Genomic DNA, 18,937 nt, shown 5'->3' with positions numbered 1-18,937 from the left:
CCACCGCTCGACCCGTCGGTTTCGGCCCCTCCCCACCACGTATAAACAGGGTCCGGCCCGTAGACGGGTGTATGAAGCTTCGAAAGGCGCTGGGTGCCGCCGTCGGTGCGGTCGGGACGACGGCGCTCGTCAACCGCGTCCTCCAGTCGCGTGCCGACGGGTTCGAACCGTTGCTACCGGGCGACCACCGGACCTACCGCTGGCGCGGCTTCGACGTCGCGTACACCGAGGCCGGCGACCCGGACGACCCGGACCTCGTGCTCCTCCACGGCATCAACGCGGCGGCATCGAGCCACGAGTTCCACACCGTCTTCGAGCAGCTGGCCGAGGAGTACCACGTCCTCGCGCCCGACCTGCCGGGGTACGGTCACTCCGACCGGCCGCCGCTCCTCTACTCGGCGTCGCTGCTGACGACGTTCGTCAGGGACTTCCTCGAGGACGAGACGGCGGACGCCACCGTCGTCGCCTCGTCGCTCACCGCCTCCTACGCCGCGCTGGCCGCCCGCGACGTCGACGTGGCGGAACTCGTCCTCGTCTGCCCGACCGACTCCTCGATGGGCAACCGGAACGTCTGGGTCCGGTCGCTGTTCCGGTCGCCCGTCCTCGGCCAGGCGCTGTTCAACCTCGTCGTCTCGAAGGCCTCCATCCGCCACTTCCACGACGACCACGGCTACTACGACATGGCCAACCTCACCGACGAGGTAGTCGACTACGAGTGGCGGAGCGGGCACCAGCAGGGCGCCCGGTTCGCGCCGGCGTCGTTCCTCTCCGGGTTCCTGGACCCCGAAGAGAATCTCGGCGACGTGCTGGCGGACCTCGACGTCCCGATAACGCTCGTCTGGGGCGAAGACGCCGACATCACGCCGCTGTCGGACGGTCGCGACCTCGCCGACCGGGCCGACGCGACGCTGGTCGTCTTCGGCGACTCGCTGCTGCTCCCGCACGTCGAACACCCCCACGAGTTCGTCGACGTGGTGCAGGGCCGCACGGCGGAGATTCGCGTCGAGAACGAGGGTTAGCGGGGTCGGAACACGACCGCACGGTCGCCGGTGGTCGCCCGCTCGCCGACCTCGACCCCGACGACCGCTCCCATCTCCACGTCTTCGGGGTCGACACCGCGGACGAGCCCCGTCACCGACACCGGCCCGAAGTCGGCGATGGCGGTGACGTAGGGCGCGTCGTCCTCGAACTGCGGCGTGGCGACGGTGATGGTCGAGTGCGTCACGATCTCCCCGCTGTCCGGTAGCGGTTCCGCGCTCAGGTCTCTGGACCCGCACTCGGGACAGACCCGACGGGGCGGGAGCCAGCCGTGCCCGTTCGCACACTCGACGTAGTACCCCTCGCCGGCCTCGATGGCATCCAGCCACTCGTCGTACTCGCCGTCCGGCGCTGGTTCGGTCATTCTCGCACCTCCAGGACGTGGACCGTGGTCGACGCGACGGTGCCACCGGCGTTGTGGGCGACGCCGACGGTGCCGTCCGGGACGGCGTCCGCCCGCGGGTGCGACCCGTCCAGCACCCACGCGACGGTCGCCAGCTGGGCGACGCCCGTAGCGCCGACCGGGTGGCCCTTCGCCTTCAGGCCGCCCGAGAGGTTCACCGGCATCTCGCCGTGGCGGTCCGTCTCGCCGTTCGTCGCCGCGTGGATGCCCTCGCCGTGCTCGTAGAGGCCCAGCGACTCGATGGCCAGCACCTCGGCGATGGTGAAACAGTCGTGGACCTCGGCGACGTCGACGTCCTCGGGGCCGACGCCGGCGTCCGCGTAGGCCTCCTCGGCGGCCTTGTCGGCCGCGGGCGTCTGTGCGAGGTGTGGCCGGTCCTGCAACGCGAGGTTGTCGCCGCCCTGACCGGTGCCGGTGACGGCGACCGGGGCGTCGAGGCCGTGGTCGGCCGCGTACTCGGCCGTGGTCAAGACGGCCGCGGCGGCCCCGTCCGTGATGGGACAGGAGTCGTACAGGCCGAGCGGACTGGCGATGGTCGGTGCCTCGATGGCGTCCTCGAGGGTGATCTCCTTCTGTATCTGGGCGTGGTCGTTGACCAGCGCGTGTTCGTGGTTCTTGACCGCGATGTGGGCCAGGTCCTCCCGAGAGCCGCCGTACTGGTCGAAGTACGACCGCGCCATCAGCGCGTACGCGCCTGGGAAGGTCATCCCTGCCCGGACCTCGTAGAGGTCGTCGGCGGCGATGGCGAGAGCGTCGGTCGCCGCGGCGGTGCCGATGTTGGTCATCCGCTCGGCGCCGCCGACCACGACCACTTCGGCCTCGCCGTTGCGGAGGTCCCTGACCGCGGCCCGGACCGCGGCACCGGCGGACGCACAGGCGGCCTCGAACCGTGTGGCCGGTGCGTCGACCCCGATGGCCTCGGCCATCAGCGGCCCCTGATGGCCCTGGTGCTCTGCGAGCTCACCCATGAAGTTGCCGTAGTAGAGCGCGTCGACGTCCCCCGGGGCGACGCCCGAGGCGTCGAGCGCCTCCAGGCCCGCCTCGGCGAAGAGGTCGCGGCCGGTCCGTTCGGGGTGCTTCCCGAACTTCGTGACGCCGGCCCCTGCGACTCGTGGGTCTGACATTACCACACAGTGGGTCACGCGCTCTTAAATGCCTGCCGACTATGTGTGGTTTTGCCACGATTTCGCCCGCCCGAGAACGCAAGACTGCGGAGCTTATGTTGGGTGGCGTGAATGTGCCCTCGAAGGCTATGCTACCTTCGTGAGAATCGCCCTATGGCGAGGTACTCAGTCGACGATCTCGGCGATCCGCTGTGGCTCACCGGAGAGCGACGGGTCGGGTTCGACCAGCTGGAGGACCTCGTGGTCGGTCACGTCGGGGTAGGACTTCTGCGTGGCGTCTTCGATGAGGGTCTTCTCCAGCCGGAACTCCGTGCCGTCGTAGACGACGTCGACGCCGTGTTCGTCGAACGAGAGAACAGTCATGCCGCCAGCTAGGGCCGTTCCGGATAAAAGTGTAGTCTCTCGCGGGGTATCAGACAGTGGTTCACACACGCACGTCTGACGCACGTCTGACGCCCGTCGTGCACGTCCTCAGGCTTTAAGACCGTCGAAAACGCTATATGGGCTGTGCCAATCGGCTCTGACCCGCTCTCCGAACTCGCGATTCCCGACGGTACCACCGTCGAGGAACACGACCTCGTCACCGACGGCGACGTCATCATCGGCGGGCAGAGCACGGTCGAGTTCGGCGTCCGCGGCCGCTCCGTCATCGCCGACGAGCGGGTCCGCTTCGGCGGGCACATCGAGGCCGAGGGCGACTGTCGCCTCGACATGTGGTGCGACGTCGAGGACAACGTGCTGGTGGGCGAGGACGCCTACATCGGCGAACGCGTCCACATCGGCGGCGAGTTGCGGGTCGCCGGCGACCTGGACATCGGCGACGACGTCGATATCGAGGATGGGTTCGAGGCCAACGGCTGGATAGTCATCCGGAACCCGATGCCGACCATCGTCTTCCTGTTCGTCTACCTCTCGCAGCTCCTCCGCATCGGCGAGGACGAGGCCGCTCAGGACCTCGTCGAGGAGATGCTCGGCGACGACGCCGACGACCACGACCCGATACTCGTCCCGCGCGGCGCCAGCGTCTCCGACGACGCCTGGCGCGTCTCGACGCCGGCGACCATCGGCGACGACTGCCGTCTCCACGGCAACATCCGCGCCGAGTCGCTCGAAGTGGGTCGCGACAACGTCGTCTTCGGGAGCCTGCGTGCCCGCGAGGACGTGGTGGTCGGGAAGGGGACGGAGATAAAGGGCGACGTGACGACCCGCAACGGCGACGTTCGGGTCGGCCCCGGCGCGAAGATCTGGGGGGACATCTCCGGCGGGACGGTCGAGATCCACGAGAACGCGACCGTCGACGGGAAGATCCGGGCCCGCGACGGGACGCGGATGCACACCGACGAGGTGCTCGACCGGCCCGACGAGTCCGCCGCCGCGATGGCGGAGATGGCCGAGGAACTGGAGACCGATAGCGACGCGACCGACGAGCCCGAGAGCGTGGACGACGAGGCGGCCGGCGACGCCGCCGACGAGACAGAAGCGGCGGCCGACGCCGGCGACCGAGAGGACACCGCCGAAGCCTCGGACTGAAACCGCACCACGCGGTCCCCGTCCGTGCCCGTCGGTTCGACCGCCCGAACCGAAACCCCCTTTCCGCACTCACTGGTAGGGGGTAGCATGCTCTCTATCGCACTCGCTGGCAAGCCCAACGCCGGGAAGTCTACCTTCTACAAGGCGGCGACGATGGCCGACGTGGACGTGGGGAACTACCCGTTCACGACCATCGACGCCAACCGCGGCGTGAGCCACGTCCGCACCGAGTGTCCCTGTCTGGACCGCGAGGAGCGCTGTGGCGACGACGACTGTCGGGACGGCAAGCGCTATGTCCCCGTCGAACTCATCGACGTGGCCGGCCTCGTCCCCGGCGCACACGAGGGCCGTGGCCTCGGGAACCAGTTCCTCGACGAACTCACGAACGCCGACGTCATCCTCAACGTCGTCGACGCCTCCGGCGGCACGAACGAGGAGGGCGAACCGGTCGAAGTGGGCGAACACGACCCCGTCGAGGACGTCGACTTCGTCGAGACGGAGATGGACCTCTGGCTGGCGAGCATCGTCGACCGCAACTGGGAGTCGGTCGAGCGCCAGTCTCGCTCGCCGGACTTCGACCTCGACGAGGCGCTGCTCGACCTGCTGGCCGGCGTCGGCGCGAGCGAGCTCGACGTGGCCCGCACCCTCCGGGAACTCGACTACCCCGAGGACCCCATCGCGTGGACCGACGACCACCGCGAGGCGCTGGCCCGGGAGATACGCCAGCGGACGAAACCCATCGTCGTCGTCGCGAACAAGGCCGACGTCGCGCCCGAGGGCAACGTCGAGCGCCTGCGGGCGGCCGCCGAGGTGGTCGTCCCGGCGACGGCCGACGGCGAACTGGCCCTGCGGAAGGCCGCGGAGGCGGGGGCCGTCGACTACGACCCCGGCGACCCGGACTTCGACATCGTCGCCGACGTGAGCGACCAGCAGCGACAGGGCCTCGACCGCATCCGCGACGTGATGGCCGAGTACGGCGGTACCGGGGTCCAGCAGGCGATGGATGCCGCCGTCTACGACCTGCTCGACCACATCACGGCCTACCCCGTCCAGAACGACACGAAGTGGACCGACGGTCAGGGCAACGTCCTCCCCGACGCGCACCTCCTGCCGCGCGGGTCGACGCCGAAGGACCTCGCCTACGCCGTCCACTCCGACATCGGCGACGGCTACACCCACGCCGTCGACGCCCGGGCGAACCGGCGCATCAGCGACGAGACGGAACTCGAGGAGGGTGCGGTCGTCAAGATAATCAGCGAGAACTGAGGGGCCTTCACTCCGACTCGTCGTCCCCGTCCGTCTCGGCGGTGGACGCCTCGGACTCGGCCGCCTCCGTCGTGGATGCCGCTGTCGGCGTCGAGTGAGCGTCCGCCGACGACCCGTCTGCCTCCGGCGGGGTGTAGCTGTAGGCGTAGCCGTCGTGAATCACGTAGTACGCCCCGTCCTCGGGTCGCTCGACGACGCTGTTGTCCGTGTCGATGGCGAAGTCGACGAGGTCGCCGAGCGACGACGCCTCCGCGCGGGGCAGCGACTCGGCGTCCGACGGGAGTTCGATGGCGTTGATCCACTCGTCGAACTCCTCTCGGTCGTCCTCGAACGCGAGGCGTTCGCGCTCGGCGTCGGTGAGCGCGAGGTCGTTCCGCCGGTACGCGGCCCCGAGTGCGGCGAGGCCGAGCAGTCCGAAGGCGAGTGCGGCTGGCCCGCCGACCGTTTCGAGTCGGCTCGGGTCCCGCGGCACCACGACCGTCTCGGTCGACTCGAACCGCTGTGTCGCCGCCGTCGCGTTCACCCGGTACGCGCCCCGGTCGAACGCGACCGGGAGGACGTACTCCATCGTGCGGTCGACCTCGTCCCCGTTGACGGTCCCGTTCAGTCGGACGGTCGCGACGACCGCCATCTGCGGGTTCCCGGGCGGGTTCCCGAGCCGCTCTTCGATGCGCTCCGTGCGGTTCATCGTCTCGTTGACGTCGACGGTGAACGGCACGCGAACGGTCGTGTTCGGCCGCACCGAGTCGACCGACCGCTCGTCGAGTGACCGGACCTGCCGCCAGACCTCGACGGTCTCGTCTTCCTCCTCGGCCACGGAGTGGACGATCAGGTGCTCCGCGACGGTCACGTCGAGGCTCCCGTCGTCGCTCGCGTTGTAGCCGAACCTGAAGGTCCCGTTAAGTTCGGGCGCGACGGCGGCCACGTAGAGCGACTGGTTCTCCAGCGTCGTGCCGACGTCGTAGATGGGGTTCGGTTCGGCGACCGTCGCGGCGTGGTCGTAGTCGCCGGTCGTCCCCCACGACGAGACGACCCGTTCCTCCGTGGTCGTCCCGGGGTCGACGTACGCGCCGTAGGTCACCCACCCGCCGGCGACTGCGAGCACGAGGAGGACGACGACGAGCAGTTCGAACTGCGACTCCAACAGCGCCCGCACGCGCAACCAACGTCTATTCATGAGTCCCCACGGTTCACCGGACCTGTTTGTTATGATACTGATATACTCGTTCAGTCGAACTTTCGGTCGGCGAGTACGGACCGCTTTCGTTGCCAGAGGCGCGGGGTAACGGACGCCAAGACCGCTACCGACGCGGCTCGCTGGACTGCCGACGCTACCTATCTCGGCCTACTGTCTCTCTGTCACTCGGCCGTCTAACGGACGGACTTCACCACGTCGAAACTCCCGCCGTATGTCTCGACGGCCCACTCGTCGAGCACCGCGTCGAGCTGGCCGTCCGCGGCCGACAGGTCCGCCGCGTCCACCGTCAAGAGGTGCTCCCACTGCTCGGTCGCGTCGTCGAACCCGAGTGCGTACGCGGTGTCGTCGACGGCCAACTTGACCGCGTAGATTCGGACGCCGTCGCCGTCACGTATCCCTCCATACGGTGCGACGTCGATACGGTCGTCGCTGTCGAGTTCGGCGATGTCCGGTGCCGCAAGCGGGCGTCGTGGAAGGTTGGTGATGGTGGTCACGCTACACCGGGACAGCACGGCCTCGGTGATTGCTATTGTCAGGATACCGTGGCTGCCGTCTCGCTCGCGCGCCGCAAGGTGAACTTTCGACAGGGTTCACGGCGTCGGCACTCAGTACAGACGCCTGACCCACCGGTGCAGACGAGCACCGACTGACCGTTCCACGTCCCGCGAGCGGTTCCGTATCCGTCCGGTGCCGACCAGTCTGAGGCCGACGAGGTAGAACGGGACGCCGATGAGAGCATTGATAACAAGGATTGGCGTCCATGGGTGGAGTTGATAGAGTGGGCGAATGACCGAGGCTGGGAGGATGGCGAGATAGTGATGATGGGTGAGAGAGCGGCGCGAGGTATCGACTTTTGACCGAGGGGCGAGAGTAATAGTGGAATCTGCTGCGGATTGTCCGCTCACGTATAGCTCGTGGGACTCTACGTCAATTCCTCTGCCCGGATCAAGGATTACTATAATTGGTAGAACGCCGCTGTTTGACATGGTGACCGTCCCCGTCGTAGAGTCACCATTTTCCATATCGAATTCCTGTGTCCCACTCGGCACCACCATGCTCATCGTCGTAGCAGCGATTAAGAAAAGTATCATCGCTACAATAATCAGATGAGGGTTTTTTCCACATGAACGGTCGCGTCTTCGCCTCCGTCCCTGTGATGACCTGCTACGGCGTTCTTTGAACACATCAAAGCCGTATGCCAACGCCAATACTCCTGTCAGCAAGTAAAGGAGACCTGCTGTTCCGAGGAAAGTACGCATTCCGAGGAGGTCTGCGAGTCGGTTTTGAGTGTACCCAACCAAACTTCGTGCCCGATTCACAAAGTCCCCCATGTGTGGGATGACAACAGCCTGTCCGCCGACTTGAACCGCCTCGGCAACGATTTGTTGTTCTTTGACTGGTGGTTCACCACTGTCCTGATCCCGAAACGGATTTGCGTCTCCTTGAGTGATGTACCCCTGAGATGTTATATCGACTATCCTATGGGTTGTCAATCCTCCCCCGTGTAGTTCCCTTGCTCGAAAGACAACTATATCACCTCTTTCAATATCCCCCGCTAAGGGCCTCGGGACGGCGATAAATCCATCACCTGACTCTAAGGTTGGTTCCATGCTTCCCGTTTCAACAAATCCCAACAGAATGGGTTGCCCGATTGCTTGTCCAAAAAATAGTAAGACAATCATTATTATTATGGCCGTTTCTATTATTTCTCCGCTGTATTTGGCAATATTCATAGAAGTGTTATGATAATTCAAATAATAATAGGAAACCTTATTTAATTCGCGTCGCTATTGTCCACGTGGACGGTAAATCTATTATCTGGACCACCGAAGAGATTATTAATATTTTGACCGTCGGACAACCCTGACCCTCTTAGGTCTAAATAGATGCCCACAGGCGTGGTTGCATTTCCACCCATAACATCTGCATTAGACTCGCCAACAATAGAAGTGGAACGTTGTTGATCAAGGTAGAAGCCAATTCTACCATCTGCATTGGTGTTCTTAGTGATCCATGCTTTATAATCGTCTGAGGTATTATCAGCGTCCACGTTCAGGATTTCGATCTCGAAGACACCATCGAACCAATTTTCAGAGTCTGGGTTGAGACCTTGCCCACCGCCGGAGGCATCGAAATTGACCCGCATCTCACCATTTCCTAAAGTCTCAACGAAATGTGGATTCTGATTTCCTTCTCCAAGTCTCACGTAAGCGGTACTAGTTTCTTGCTCCACAACCCCGGTAAGACCTCTGCTTGCGTTCATGGCTGACAGTGCACCAGTACCCATCGCGGTACCAGCACCAACCGCAAGCGAACCGAGTCCGACTAGGAATTTGCGTCGTTGCATTGTTTCGTTCTCCTTGTGCACACCCGTGCGACCAATCACGTCACCAACATTCGCTTCCAGTGTGCTCACTTCTACCATCATCGTATCACACCTTTGGTATATACGGGACGCAGCATGCAGACGCCGATTGCAGCTGTGAAATGGGGTACTGCGGCCTGCAAACCGTCTTTTCGAATCGGTAATCCGACCGTATATTCGGCCGTTATCAGTGTACTCACTATTAGATTGGTACAACCTCGGGATACCCCCATATATCACACAGCTAACTAATTGTCCTCCCTGTGGTGAGATTCGGCAGCGTTGACGCGGGGTCAACGGACCCAATCATGAGCGAAGTCGATGTCGAATCATCCGGGCCACAGCGGGGCAGTGCGGACCAGCCACCCTCCGAGAACACCGTATTCGAGATACTGAGCAACGAACGCAGACGGTTCGTCTTTCACTACCTCAAGCAACAGGCGCGGCGCGTCTACCTCCGCGAACTCGCGGAGCACGTCGCGGCGTGGGAGAACGAGAAGCCGGTCGGAAAACTCACCTCGGCCGAGACGAAGCGTGTCAAGACCGCCCTCCATCAGCATCACCTGCCGAAGATGGACGCCTGCGGCTTCGTCGAGTACGACAACCGCAGGGAGACCGTCGAACTCGCCGATGCCGTCGTCGACCTGGAGGTGTATCTCGACGTCGTCCCCGGTGTGGACGTGCCGTGGAGCCGGTACTACCTCTCGCTCTCCACGCTCGGGCTGGTCGTCGTCGCGGGCGCGTGGGCCGACCTCGGCCCGCTCGGGCGGATACCGGACCTCTCCTGTGCGCTGTTCCTCGTCGTCGCCGTCTTCGTCTCCGCGGTCGTGCACACGTACCTAAACCACTCACAGCTACGCCTCGGGAGTACGGCCGACCCGCCAGAGGTGCGCGAGCGATGAGCCGCCGCCGACTGGTCCTCGCCGTCGGCGGGCTGGTCGTGTTCGCCTCGCTGCTGGCACAGAGCGGCGCGTTCAGTAGCGTGACAGCCGGGCGGGGACTGACCGCGGCCGTCGTCGAGGACGAGAACGCGTATCTGGGCATCGAGCACGACCGGGTCACCGTCGACGGGAACGACAGTTCCGACGTGACGCTCGCGGCGTTCACGAACCGGTTCGGGAGAGCTCTCGAACTCGATCTGACCGTTTCGGAAGGGGCCGACGGCGGCGTCGAATTGACGAACGTCGAGAAACCGGATTCGCTCGACAGCGGCGAGACCGGCGCGCTCGTCGCCGACGTGAGCTGTAGCGAGCGCGGTGCTACGGAGACGGTCACGGTCGAGATACGCGCGACCGGGAGCGGCGTCGAGGTGTCGCTCGACAGGACCGTCGACGTCGAGTGCAGCGGGGGCAGCCTTCAGGACACCCTCGCCGATACCATCCAGGGCTCCATCGAGCGCGTGCAGGACTTCGGCGACAGCTTCGGGGGCACGAACCAGTCCGAGACGACCGCGACGGCGACTCAGACCAGCGGCGACGACTCCGCGTCGGACGGCGGCGACAGCGGTGCCGACACACGAAACTCGGGAGGGACTACCGAGCGGCAGACGCCCACTCGAACCGACAGCAGCACCGAACGCGCGGCGTCCCAGGGAATCGACACGACGCAGCGAGGCGAGACGCGCACACCCGACTCCGAGTCGACTCCGAGTCTCCTCGACGCGGTCTCCAGAGAGCCGACGCCGGAGGGGGACGTCACGCCGACCTCGACACAGACCGAGACGGCGTCGCCGACCGAGACCGACTCTCCGACCCCGGAAGAATCGCCGACGACTCTCGTCGACACGGCCACTGCGTCCGCCGAGCGACAGCCAGACTCCTCGACGGAGCCTCCGTCGGAGGGGTCGCCGGTCACGACGTCGTCCGCCGAGACGACCTCGTCGGAGACGCGGTCGACGGACCAGACCGACTCGTCTTCGGACCCACCACCAGCAGTGTCGGCGCCGACGCCGACCGAGACGCCGACGGCAGCACCGACAGACGATTCGACGCTCACGGAGTCACAGACCCAGACTGGCAGCTCGAGCCCTGCAGAGGCGGTCGACGACGCTGACGTCACGTCGACCCCAGCACCGACGGGGTCACCGAACCGGACCGCGACCGGCTCTCAGTCACCCACCCAGAGCGGGACTCGAACCGAGACCTCGACCGAGAGGGCGGACGCCACGTCGACCGCACCGGCAACCGCTACGCCGGCCGAATCGACGGCGACAGAACAGCCGACGTCGGAGAGCGAGAGTGGGGACGGAGATGCATCCGCGACGCAGACCGGACCCACAGCGACCGATGCACCGACGTCGACCGACGCGGGGGCCGACTCTCCGACCGCCGAATCGACCCCGACGGCGACGCCGACCCCGGACGCGACACCCACCGAACCCGTACCCGGGTTCCCCACTGCGACCCAGACGCAAACGCCGAGCGAAACACTGACAGAGCGTTCGACCGACACACAGACCCCGGAGACCACGGCGACCCCGTCGGGGACCTCGACTGCGACGGTGGTCCCGACCGAGACGCGGACTAACACTCCTTCGGAGTCGTCGACGGAGACTCGGACGCCGACAACGACGGCGACGGAATCCGCGTCTGAGACGCCGAGCCGAACTGACACGCCGACGCCGGTGCCCGACGCGCCGACACCCGCCCAAACGCCAACCCCGGACGCGGGAGAGTCAGCATCCGACTCGTCGACGGCGACACCTGCACCGACGTCGAAACCGACCGAAACCGAGTCAGGGACCGAAACGCCGACCGGGACAGATGCTTCCGCTCCGACCGAGACGGGAACCCCGACACCTTCAGAGACTGATTCGACGGCTCAGATAGAACAGGGGACGGAGACCGGGACGCCGACAGAGACTAAGACGCCGACACTAACCGAGACAGAAACAGAGACGCCGACTGAGACAGAGACGGAAACTGAGACGCCGACTGAGACAGAGACGGAAACTGAGACGCCGACACCAACCGAGACAGAAACAGAAACGCCGACTGAGACGGAAACCGAGACACCGACACCTACCGAGACAGAGACACCGACACCTACCGAGACAGAGACACCGACCGAGGCAGAAACGGCAGACGACAGCGAGACAGACGATTCCTAGACCTCCCACCGACGCGAGCGTCGGTTTACTGGCAGTGAGAGACGCTCGAAGCAGGGGAAAGGAACGACAGAGATACGACCGACGACCGCGCTCGACTCACCCGAGCGGCCGGAACCACACCGCCGCCACGAGCACCGCCAGAAACAGGTACGACCCCCGAATCAGTAACTTCGTCGCGAGTTCCGACTCAGCGCGGTGAGCGACGGCGGCGACGACGCCGAACGCGACGGCTGCACCGGCAGCGGTCGGTGGGATGCCGGGCAGCGTAACAGCGAGGCCGACGACGCCGACCATCGCCGCGACGAGCAGGGTACGGGCCAGTTGCCGCGCGCGCCGCGGTCCCAGCACCACCGCGACGGTCCGCTTGTCGATGGAGCGGTCGTAGTCGTAGTCCTTCTCGTCGTCGATCACCTTGATGCCGGTCAGCAACGCGAGGAAGACGGCGGCCAGCCCCAGCACCCGCGGGCTGAGACCCGACGCCTGCGCGTAGTAGCCGCCGAGGAGCGCCAGCGCGATGCCGGCGGGGTAGCCCATCGTCGCCCCGACGGGGTTGAGGTCGAGCTGTGGCGCGTGCGTGTAGCCGATGACCCACGTCGGGAGCGTCAGGAGGGCGGCGCCCGGGCCGACGAGCAGCCAGAGGCCGACCGTGCAGGTCCCGAACCCGAGGCCGGCGGCGACGAGCGCGCCGCGACACCCGCCGACGGTCAGCGGGTGGTCGTCGTCCTCCCCGCGGACGTGGAAGTCGACGTAGCCGTCCTTGACGTGGGCGGTGTAGACGGCGAAGAACATCGCCGCCGCGTGGAGCGCGGCGACGGCGACGGTGACGTCACCCGCGAGCAACGCGCCGAACAGCGACGTCGCCAGCGGTGGGAGCATGAACACCGGGTGTACCTGTGAGGCGAGGGCGCGGCCCGCGGCGACGGGGCCGGAGTCGTGTCGGGCGACTGCCATACGGCGACAGAGGGACCGACGTGTCAAAAAGTCTCGTGCGGGTCCGTCTCGGCGGGTCCTACCGCCAGTTGTCGCGGTCCAGCACGAACTGGGAGATGTGTGACGCGAGGTCCCGGCCGTCGTCCTCGCTCGACGTGTGTAGTTCGCCCGAGACGGGGCCGGCCTCTCCGCCGACGCCCTCTGTCTCGGAGATTGGGTCGGTCCCCGTCGGGTACGGGCGACGGGAGCGGATACGGTCGCGCAGCCGCTGGAGCGTGGTCGCCGAGAGCTGTTCGTCCAGGTGTTGGAGGTCGTAGCGGACGATGTACCCGCGTGCCGCCGCCCGGACGGCGACGACGGGGTGGCCGCGGTTCGCACAGCGTTCCCAGATTGCCTGTTGCTCGTCTGGCGTCGCGTAGACCGGGACGTTCGACGGGGCGAGGTGGTCCATCGGACTCCCGTACGGGGTGGACCACTATCGACCCTTCGGCTACTGCAATATCGACGACAGCTATCTGAGCGTCGTGTAACTCAGGCCGGCGATGGCGACGAACTGGAGGGCCCGCAACACCAGGACGGCCTGCTGGACGTGCGGGTCGCCGGCGTAGAAGCTCTGCATCGAGAAGAAGAAGTACAGCGCGACGGCGTTCTCGACGAGCATCGCGACGGCGAAGGCCACCAGCCCGGCGACCAGTCCGGTCCGGAAGGTGGCGTAGTTGCGCACCCAGACCCCGAGCAGCGGCAACAGCAGGAGCACGTTCAGGCCCGCGAGCACCGCTGCGGCGGTGATGAGCGTCCCCATCGCCATCAGTTCTCGCCCTCCTGTCGTCCGCTGGTGCTGTCGCTCATGTGTCCATCTGCTCCACGATATCCTCGAAGGTGTCCCGGTACTGGTCGAACCGGTCCGTGAGGAAGTACAGTTTCGCGTAGTCCTCGTCGCCGGACTCGACGACGTCGTGCTCTTCGAGTTGCTCCATGTGGTGGCGTATCGTCTTGTAGCCCACGTCCAGTTCGTCGGCGAGTTCGTTGGCGTTCATCGGTCGCTCCGTGAGGGCGTCGATGATGCGCGCCCTGTTGGCACCGCCGCGCGTCGCCGTCAGCAGGTACCAGAGCGCTTTCTCCATCCCTCTCGTATCCTGACTGGTCGTGCCTGTCTCAAAGGTCTGTCTCTCGGCGGCCCGCTCGCCGGCGTCCCGCCGGTCGCTGTCGTGTACGTGGCCCACGGCGAGTTCGCTCGAACCGACGACAGCGACGCTGAAAACCGTTCTTGCAACTCTCCCCCGAGACTGTACCAATTTCGGGACTACTCCCGAACCGCCGCCGTCGCCTCGGCCATGATGTCGATGGCTGCCCGCAGCGTCTCTACGTCCGTCGCGTACGAGATGCGGGCGTACCCGTCGCCGTTCTCGCCGAAGGCGTCGCCGGGGACGACGACGACGCCGCGGTCGATGACCTCGTCGACCCAGCCGTCGGGCACCTTCGGCATCGCGTAGAACGCGCCCTTCGGCGTGGGACACTCCAGACCCATCTCCTCGAAGCCCTCTAGCAGGACGTCGCGGCGCTCCTCGAAGGCCTCGCGCATCTCCGCGACCGGCTCCTGCGGGCCGGTGAGCGCCGCCTCGGCGGCGTACTGGGCCGGCGCGGAGGCACAGGCCTGCGCGTACTGGTGGACCCGGAGCATCCGCTCGATGCGCTCGGTGGACCCGGTGACCCACCCGAGGCGCCACCCGGTCATAGAGTAGGCCTTCGAGCAGGCGTTGACGACGACGACGTTGCCCGTCTCGTCGAATTCCGCCGGCGAGCGGTGCTCGCCCTCGAACACCTGGTGCTCGTACACCTCGTCGGAGACGCAGAGCACGTCGTGCTCGCTCGCGATGCGGGCGAACTTGCGCATGTCCTCGGGCGACTGGACGGCGCCGGTCGGGTTGGCCGGCGAGTTGACGACGAACGCCGCGGTGTCGTCGGTGATGGCGTCCTCGACGGTCGCCGGGTCCATCGTCAGGTCCTCGCGCAGGCCAACCGGTTTGGGCGTCCCGCCGGCGAGGTGGGTCAGTGCGTCGTAGGAGACGAACCCGGGGTCGGGGAAGATTACCTCCTCGCCCGCGTCGACGTGTGCCTCCAGAGCGATGTGCAGGGCCTCGCTCCCGCCGGAGGTCGCGATTATGTCCTCCGGGTCGACGTCGAGGTCGTTGTCACGGTCGTGTTTGGCGGCGATGGCCTCGCGGAGTTCACGCGTCCCCTTGTTCGACGTGTAGGCGTCGACCTTCCCGGACTGGATGGCCTCGACGGCGGCCTCGCGGGCGTGGTCCGGCGTCGGGAAGTCCGGCTGTCCGAGGCCGAGGTTGATGGCGTCCTCGCCCGCGGCCTCGAACACCTCGCGGATACCTGATATCGACACCTGCTCGACGCGACTGGAGAAGTGAGTCATGCTCGGTGCTGGGGGAGGCGGGCCGATAATTCTTCCCGATTCCGTCGGGCCGGCGCCGGTCAACACACCCTCACGTCGTCGCCGCCGGCGCGGGTGGTCGTCGTGGGCGTCACGACGTAGGTGGCTCGGGAGGCGGTGTCGGCGAACACCCTGTCGTCGCCCGTGCCGACGGTGTAGGCGTACGGGACCGTCACGTCGACGTAGACACCGCCGAGCGTCACCCGTCGTATCGCGGCGTCGCGGGACGGGCCCGCGCCCTCGTCGACACCCCAGTCGGAGAGGCAGGCCGCCTGCTGTTCGAGGCGCTGGTCGACGTACGCTGACTCGGCGGCCAGGGCGCGCCGCTCGGCGGTCGTCGCACCGATGGCGGGGAGAGCGGCGACGAGTACCACGAGCACGACGGCGTAGCGGAGCGTCCGAGTGGCCAGGACGGACATCGGTAGACGGGGGTACTCGACATGGGCCTGAAGAACCAGTGGTCGCTTCGAACGGCGTTTGAGCGTCTCGCTCGCGCTACCGCACCAGTGACATCGCGATAGCACCCCCGCCGCCGACTTCCTCGCGTCGCCGGACGGTCCTACCGCACCAGCGACATGGCGATAGCGCCCCCGCCGCCGACGCTCATCCCCACCACGCCCCTGTCGTGGTCCTCGCGTTCCATCGCGTAGACGAGCGTCGTCGTGAGGATGCCGCCGCTGGCGCCGATTGGGTGGCCCAGCGCCACCGCGCCGCCCAGCGGGTTGTGCCTCTCCGGCGGAATCCCGAGTTCGTCGGCGACGTACACCATCTGTGCGGCGAACGCCTCGTTGAGTTCGAAGTGGTCGACGTCCTCGATTGAGAGGCCGTTCTCCTCGAGCAGTTTCGAGACGGCGTCACAGACCGCCAGCGAGAACTCCGCCGGGTCGCGGTAGGCGACGGCGTAGTCCTCGACGTGGGCCATCGGCCCCAGGCCGGCCGCGTCGACCGTCTCGGCGTCGGCCACCAAGACCGCGCCCGCGCCGTCCGAGAGTTTCGAGGCGTTGCCCGCGGTGATGGTCCCGTCCGCACCGAACGCCGGCGGGAGCCTGGCGAGGTCCTCCACCGTCGTCCCGGGGCGTGGCCCCTCGTCCTCGGTGACGAGATGGTCGCCTGCTTCGACGGGGACCAGCTCCTTCTCGAAGTGTCCCTCGGCGATGGCCTCGCCGGCGCGGCGGTTGCTCCGACGGGCGTACTCGTCCTGTTGCTCGCGGGTGACGTCGAAGCGCTCGGCGATACGGTCGGTGAGGGTCCCCATGTGCGCGTCGTAGTTCGCGTCCCACAGGGCGTCGTGAATCATCGCGTCGACCAGCGTCGTGTCGCCGTGTCGGCGACCGCCGCGCAGCTCCCGGACGAGGTAGGGCGCGTTCGACATCGACTCCATCCCGCCGGCGAGACAGGCCGAGGCCCGGCCCGCGTCGATGCGGTCGACGGCGTTCGCGATCGCTCTGAGGCCGGACCCAGAGGCTTCGTTGGTGGTCGTGGCCGGGCAACTGTCGGGCAACGGCGACTCGACCACGACCTGTCTGGCCGGCACCTGCCCGACGCCGGCCTGCACGGCGTTGCCCAGACACACCCAATCGACGAGGGCCTCGTCGACGCCGGTCCGGTCCAGGACGCCCTCGACGGCCGCCCGCCCGAGGTCTGTCGCCGACTTCTCCGAGAGGGCGCCGAGGAGACTGCCGTGTGCTGTGCGAGCGCCGTCGACCACGACCACGTCGGTCATACTCGGAAGTGACGCCGAGACTACAATACTGTTGGCCCCTACTCGTCGTCGTTACCCGCGGCCTCGCGCAGGGACTCGATGGCCGTCTCCAGACGCCGCAGGACGGCGTCGGCGTCGGTGTAGCCCTTGTCGTACTCGTCGTAGGCCGCGTCGGCCTCGCCGAGGAACGTCTGGACGGCCTCTGTCACGTCGTCTGCGTCGTCGCTGTCGCTCATACCTGACCCGACGCCCGGCGGCGAGGAAAAGGTTTCACTGCGTGACGTCGTAGCCGACGCTCGCGTCCCGCAGGGCGTCGGTGACGCGACCGACCGTGTCCTGTGTCGCGACGACGACGGCGTCCAGCCCGCGAGAGGCGGCGTCGGCGGCCACCTCGCCGGCCGCGAAGTACGTCGTCGGTTCGACGCCGGCCTCGCGGAGGGCGGTGACGGCCTCGACGCCCGCCGCCGTGACGATGGGGACGCCCTCACAGGCCGCGGCGAGGTCCTCCGTGTCCGGGACCGACCCCGACCGGACCGGCGGGACCTGTACGACGCTGACGTGGCCGGGTTCGAGGTCGATGACACCCTCGAATCCGGTGACCCCGACGACCGACCCGGCCTCGGCGCTCGTCGTCGTCACGCCCGTGGCCCCGCCGTCGTCGCCGGGCGCGGCGTGGAGCAGCCCCTCGGAGAGCGAGAGCGAGACGGTCTGGCCCTCCGCCAGGTCGGCCTCGGCGATGGCGGCGTCCTCCTGGACGCTCCCGAGGACGTCGTCGGTCACGCGGTCGACGAACCGCCGCATGTCGGTCGCCGACTGGAACACCCAGTCGACGCCCTCCTTCGTGACCCGGTAGCGCGAGCGCCCCTCCTTCTCGACGAGGCCCTCGTCGACGAGGTCGCGGATGTACTCGCTGACCGCCTGACTCGTCACACCGACGGCCTCAGCTATCTCGCCCTGACTGACCGCGGGTTGGCGCTCCGCTATCTCCACGAGGATGCGAAAGCGCGTCGCGGCCCGTTTGTTCTCGAGGACGTCGACCATACTGGCCCGTAGTCGGCACGGCTAAAAATACCTCTGTCCTGCGGACGCCAGCGATATGTGCGCGTAGCCCCGACACCGACCCGATGGACACACGTTACGACGACCGGGCGCTGGTCCTCGACGACACGCTCGTCGTCGCCGACCTCCACGTGGGCCGTGGCACCGGCGGGAACCTCGAGTTCCCGGTCGGGTCCGGGTCCGACGTCGTCGAACGGTTCCGGTCGCTGGTCGAGCGACACGACCCCGGGACGGCCGTCGTCGCCGGGGACCTGCTCCACTCCTTCCAGACGGTCCCGCGGACCGTCGAGGACACCGTCGCGGGCCTGAAAGCCGCCTGCCGGGACGCCGGCACCCGCCTCGTCGTCACGCCGGGGAACCACGACAGGATGCTGGACGCGGTGTGGGACGGCCCCACCGAACGCGAGCACCGAATCGGGGAGACGGTCGTCCTGCACGGCCACGAGGCCCCCGACGGCGACGCCGACCGCTACGTCGTCGGGCACGACCACCCGACCATCGTCATCGAGGGCCAGCGCCGCCCGTGCTATCTGGTGGGCGCGGACCAGTACCGCGGTGCGGACGTGGTGATGCTCCCCTCGTTCAACCGCCTCAACGCCGGCGTCGTGGTCAACGACATGTCGGCCGCCGACTTCCAGTCGCCGCTGGTCACCGACGTCGACGCGCTCGAACCAGTCGTCTGGGACGAGAGCGCCAGACAGACCCGCTCGTTCCCGCCGCTGGGGGAGTTCCGGCGGATGCTGTAGGAGGCCGGCGACCGGCAGCAG

The 18,937-nt window shown here is 66.9% G+C and carries 22 protein-coding genes; 6 read left to right on the top strand and 16 right to left on the bottom strand.

Translation table 11 applies throughout. From position 1 onward, the window contains the following. Positions 1 to 71 precede the first annotated feature (71 nt). On the top strand, positions 72 to 1,019 hold the full coding sequence (locus tag ACV7GQ_RS10135) for an alpha/beta fold hydrolase (RefSeq protein WP_470310126.1): 948 nt from the start codon (positions 72 to 74) through the stop codon (positions 1,017 to 1,019). Here ACV7GQ_RS10135 and ACV7GQ_RS10130 read toward each other — a convergent pair. From ACV7GQ_RS10130 to ACV7GQ_RS10120, 3 genes are all read right to left on the bottom strand, one after another. Then, on the bottom strand, positions 1,016 to 1,402 hold the full coding sequence (locus ACV7GQ_RS10130; RefSeq protein WP_470310125.1) for a Zn-ribbon domain-containing OB-fold protein: 387 nt from the start codon (positions 1,400 to 1,402) through the stop codon (positions 1,016 to 1,018). The genes ACV7GQ_RS10135 and ACV7GQ_RS10130 overlap by 4 nt on opposite strands. Beyond that, positions 1,399 to 2,565, bottom strand: coding sequence for a thiolase C-terminal domain-containing protein (locus ACV7GQ_RS10125; RefSeq protein WP_470310124.1), 1,167 nt, complete (start codon positions 2,563 to 2,565; stop codon positions 1,399 to 1,401). Before ACV7GQ_RS10125 ends, ACV7GQ_RS10130 begins: the two co-directional genes overlap by 4 nt. Positions 2,566 to 2,730: 165 nt before the next feature. Then, on the bottom strand, positions 2,731 to 2,928 hold the full coding sequence (locus ACV7GQ_RS10120) for a DUF5800 family protein (protein WP_470310123.1): 198 nt from the start codon (positions 2,926 to 2,928) through the stop codon (positions 2,731 to 2,733). A gap of 144 nt (positions 2,929 to 3,072) precedes the next feature. Here ACV7GQ_RS10120 and ACV7GQ_RS10115 point away from each other — a divergent pair, with 144 nt between their 5' ends. Next, the gene (locus ACV7GQ_RS10115; RefSeq protein WP_470310122.1) at positions 3,073 to 4,095 is read left to right on the top strand and encodes a polymer-forming cytoskeletal protein; all 1,023 of its coding nucleotides are present in this window, start codon (positions 3,073 to 3,075) and stop codon (positions 4,093 to 4,095) included. A gap of 87 nt (positions 4,096 to 4,182) precedes the next feature. Then, on the top strand, positions 4,183 to 5,361 hold the full coding sequence (locus ACV7GQ_RS10110) for a redox-regulated ATPase YchF (RefSeq protein ID WP_470310121.1): 1,179 nt from the start codon (positions 4,183 to 4,185) through the stop codon (positions 5,359 to 5,361). Positions 5,362 to 5,368: 7 nt separating this feature from the next. On the opposite strand, the gene ACV7GQ_RS10105 is transcribed toward ACV7GQ_RS10110, so the two are convergent. The 4 genes from ACV7GQ_RS10105 to ACV7GQ_RS10090 form a co-directional block, all read right to left on the bottom strand. Next, positions 5,369 to 6,538, bottom strand: coding sequence for a DUF5305 domain-containing protein (locus ACV7GQ_RS10105; protein ID WP_470310120.1), 1,170 nt, complete (start codon positions 6,536 to 6,538; stop codon positions 5,369 to 5,371). Positions 6,539 to 6,732: 194 nt separating this feature from the next. Then, positions 6,733 to 7,053, bottom strand: a complete 321-nt coding sequence (locus ACV7GQ_RS10100) for a DUF7964 domain-containing protein (protein WP_470310119.1) — start codon at positions 7,051 to 7,053, stop codon at positions 6,733 to 6,735. A gap of 111 nt (positions 7,054 to 7,164) precedes the next feature. Next, positions 7,165 to 8,292, bottom strand: a complete 1,128-nt coding sequence (locus ACV7GQ_RS10095; RefSeq protein WP_470310118.1) for a signal peptidase I — start codon at positions 8,290 to 8,292, stop codon at positions 7,165 to 7,167. 41 nt (positions 8,293 to 8,333) lie between these two features. Next, complete coding sequence (locus ACV7GQ_RS10090; protein WP_470310117.1) at positions 8,334 to 8,984, bottom strand: hypothetical protein; 651 nt, start codon at positions 8,982 to 8,984, stop codon at positions 8,334 to 8,336. A gap of 248 nt (positions 8,985 to 9,232) precedes the next feature. Here ACV7GQ_RS10090 and ACV7GQ_RS10085 point away from each other — a divergent pair, with 248 nt between their 5' ends. Beyond that, positions 9,233 to 9,826, top strand: coding sequence for a DUF7344 domain-containing protein (locus tag ACV7GQ_RS10085; RefSeq protein WP_470310116.1), 594 nt, complete (start codon positions 9,233 to 9,235; stop codon positions 9,824 to 9,826). Continuing rightward, a complete protein-coding gene (locus tag ACV7GQ_RS10080) occupies positions 9,823 to 12,033 on the top strand; it encodes a hypothetical protein (RefSeq protein WP_470310115.1) in 2,211 nt (736 codons plus the stop codon). Before ACV7GQ_RS10085 ends, ACV7GQ_RS10080 begins: the two co-directional genes overlap by 4 nt. A 96-nt stretch (positions 12,034 to 12,129) precedes the next feature. Here ACV7GQ_RS10080 and ACV7GQ_RS10075 read toward each other — a convergent pair whose 3' ends face one another. From ACV7GQ_RS10075 to ACV7GQ_RS10035, 9 genes are all read right to left on the bottom strand, one after another. Continuing rightward, positions 12,130 to 12,984 (bottom strand): UbiA family prenyltransferase, encoded by an 855-nt coding sequence (locus ACV7GQ_RS10075; RefSeq protein ID WP_470310114.1) that lies wholly within the window; start codon positions 12,982 to 12,984, stop codon positions 12,130 to 12,132. A 58-nt stretch (positions 12,985 to 13,042) separates the two neighbouring features. Next, on the bottom strand, positions 13,043 to 13,414 hold the full coding sequence (locus tag ACV7GQ_RS10070; protein WP_470310113.1) for a hypothetical protein: 372 nt from the start codon (positions 13,412 to 13,414) through the stop codon (positions 13,043 to 13,045). Positions 13,415 to 13,474: 60 nt separating this feature from the next. Next, positions 13,475 to 13,771, bottom strand: coding sequence for a DUF8036 family membrane protein (locus ACV7GQ_RS10065; RefSeq protein WP_470310112.1), 297 nt, complete (start codon positions 13,769 to 13,771; stop codon positions 13,475 to 13,477). Positions 13,772 to 13,808: 37 nt separating this feature from the next. Further along, positions 13,809 to 14,087, bottom strand: coding sequence for an ArsR/SmtB family transcription factor (locus ACV7GQ_RS10060; protein ID WP_220617279.1), 279 nt, complete (start codon positions 14,085 to 14,087; stop codon positions 13,809 to 13,811). A 179-nt stretch (positions 14,088 to 14,266) separates the two neighbouring features. Further along, positions 14,267 to 15,391: a pyridoxal phosphate-dependent aminotransferase gene (locus tag ACV7GQ_RS10055; protein WP_470310111.1), complete on the bottom strand. Its 1,125-nt coding sequence runs from the start codon at positions 15,389 to 15,391 to the stop codon at positions 14,267 to 14,269. Positions 15,392 to 15,450: 59 nt separating this feature from the next. Next, complete coding sequence (locus tag ACV7GQ_RS10050; protein WP_470310110.1) at positions 15,451 to 15,828, bottom strand: hypothetical protein; 378 nt, start codon at positions 15,826 to 15,828, stop codon at positions 15,451 to 15,453. Positions 15,829 to 15,968: 140 nt separating this feature from the next. Next, the gene (locus ACV7GQ_RS10045; protein WP_470310109.1) at positions 15,969 to 17,132 is read right to left on the bottom strand and encodes a thiolase family protein; all 1,164 of its coding nucleotides are present in this window, start codon (positions 17,130 to 17,132) and stop codon (positions 15,969 to 15,971) included. A 38-nt stretch (positions 17,133 to 17,170) separates the two neighbouring features. Continuing rightward, a complete protein-coding gene (locus tag ACV7GQ_RS10040) occupies positions 17,171 to 17,347 on the bottom strand; it encodes a hypothetical protein (protein ID WP_470310108.1) in 177 nt (58 codons plus the stop codon). A 34-nt stretch (positions 17,348 to 17,381) separates the two neighbouring features. Continuing rightward, entirely contained in the window at positions 17,382 to 18,152 is a 771-nt protein-coding gene (locus ACV7GQ_RS10035; RefSeq protein ID WP_470310107.1) for a DUF7839 domain-containing protein, read from the bottom strand. An 83-nt stretch (positions 18,153 to 18,235) separates the two neighbouring features. On the opposite strand from ACV7GQ_RS10035, the gene ACV7GQ_RS10030 reads away from it, so the two are divergent. After that, positions 18,236 to 18,916, top strand: a complete 681-nt coding sequence (locus ACV7GQ_RS10030; RefSeq protein WP_470310106.1) for a metallophosphoesterase — start codon at positions 18,236 to 18,238, stop codon at positions 18,914 to 18,916. Positions 18,917 to 18,937: the final 21 nt, after the last annotated feature.

The sequence above is a fragment of the Haloarcula sp. MBLA0163 genome, from assembly GCF_055632435.1.
This window is presented reverse-complemented; position numbering and strand designations above follow the sequence as displayed.